The organism is Nocardia sp. NPDC058497 (genome assembly GCF_042720195.1).
In the GTDB taxonomy this organism is placed as follows: Bacteria; Actinomycetota; Actinomycetes; order Mycobacteriales; family Mycobacteriaceae; genus Nocardia.
This window is the reverse complement of record NZ_JBHXMY010001044.1, coordinates 1-1,083: the sequence shown is the minus strand read 5'-3', so window position 1 is coordinate 1,083 and position 1,083 is coordinate 1. Positions and strand designations below refer to the sequence as shown.

Here is a 1,083-nt window from a genome sequence, read left to right as displayed (position 1 = left end):
TATGTATTTCCGTTTTTTTGTGGGTGACGAATAGGGTCGCCGTGTTGTTGTTTTCACTGCAAGATCGGTCGCGGTATTCGTGGATGGATGTTTCTGGCACGCGTGCCCTGAACACGGCCGACGTCCGACGACCAACGAGTGGTATTGGGGGCCCAAGCTGCAGCGGACCGTCGAACGTGACCGCTCTGCCAACCAGGCGTTGGGCTCTGCTGGCTGGCGCGTCGTCCGGGTTTGGGAGCACCAGGACCTGACAACGGCCGTTGCAGCGGTCGTCGATGCGCTGGAGGGTGGATCCGAACATATGAGCGATAGTATGGTATCCGACGATCGACTTGGGTGAACGACTCGGTAATGGGCGGCTCTGGGTAGGCTGGCTCCGTTGCAGAGCAGCACAGGCAGGGGAGGAGGTGCTGTGTGACTGACAGCTACGACTACCAGTGGGTCGGTGCACCGCGGCAGCCGGACACGAGTGACCCCGAGATCGATCTGGTGAGGCAGGAAATCTACCGACTGGATCAGTCGGGGGACAGGTTTGCGGGCGTCATCAGGGATACACTTGATCAGCTATACGACGGCCAGAGGACGGGCCGCTGGAATTTCGATCAGCTATACAAGACCGAGAAGACTCATATGGGTACTCTCGTGGAGATCAATCTCCAGCGTTGCTTTGAATTTGCAGATGGTGATGCAACCGACTATCGTATCGCGGGCGTCGAAGTCGACTGCAAGTACTCGATGAAGTTTGGAGAATGGACTCTCCCGCCCGAGGTCGTGAACCGGATTGCGCTGGTCGTTACCGCAAATGACCTGCAGTCAGTCTGGTCGGCCGGGCTTGTTCGCGTACGCCGAGACTATCTCCGTGTTGGGCGGAATCGAGATCAGAAAAGCACTCTTACCGCTGCGGCGCGAAGTAATATTTCATGGCTGTGGGGCAATGCCAATATCCTTGCCCCGAATCTCTTCCTGCATATCGACGCCGTCGTTCGTGACCGCATCTTTTCGGCGCGAGCAGAACGAGGTAGCAAACACGGTGAAGCGGGCGTCAGAGAGTTTTTGCGGGATGTGGTGGGTATATAAATTAGT

At 57.1% G+C, this 1,083-nt stretch carries 2 protein-coding genes; one reads left to right on the top strand and one right to left on the bottom strand.

Annotation, left to right across the window (positions count from 1 at the left end):
• The coding region (locus tag ACFWPJ_RS33580; protein ID WP_378857657.1) for a hypothetical protein at positions 1–301 on the bottom strand (301 nt) is incomplete at its 3' end.
• Positions 302–414: 113 nt separating this feature from the next.
• Between ACFWPJ_RS33580 and ACFWPJ_RS33575 the strand changes: the two genes are divergently transcribed.
• Complete coding sequence (locus ACFWPJ_RS33575; RefSeq protein WP_378857655.1) at positions 415–1,077, top strand: NaeI family type II restriction endonuclease; 663 nt, start codon at positions 415–417, stop codon at positions 1,075–1,077.
• The last annotated feature ends 6 nt before the right edge of the window (positions 1,078–1,083 follow it).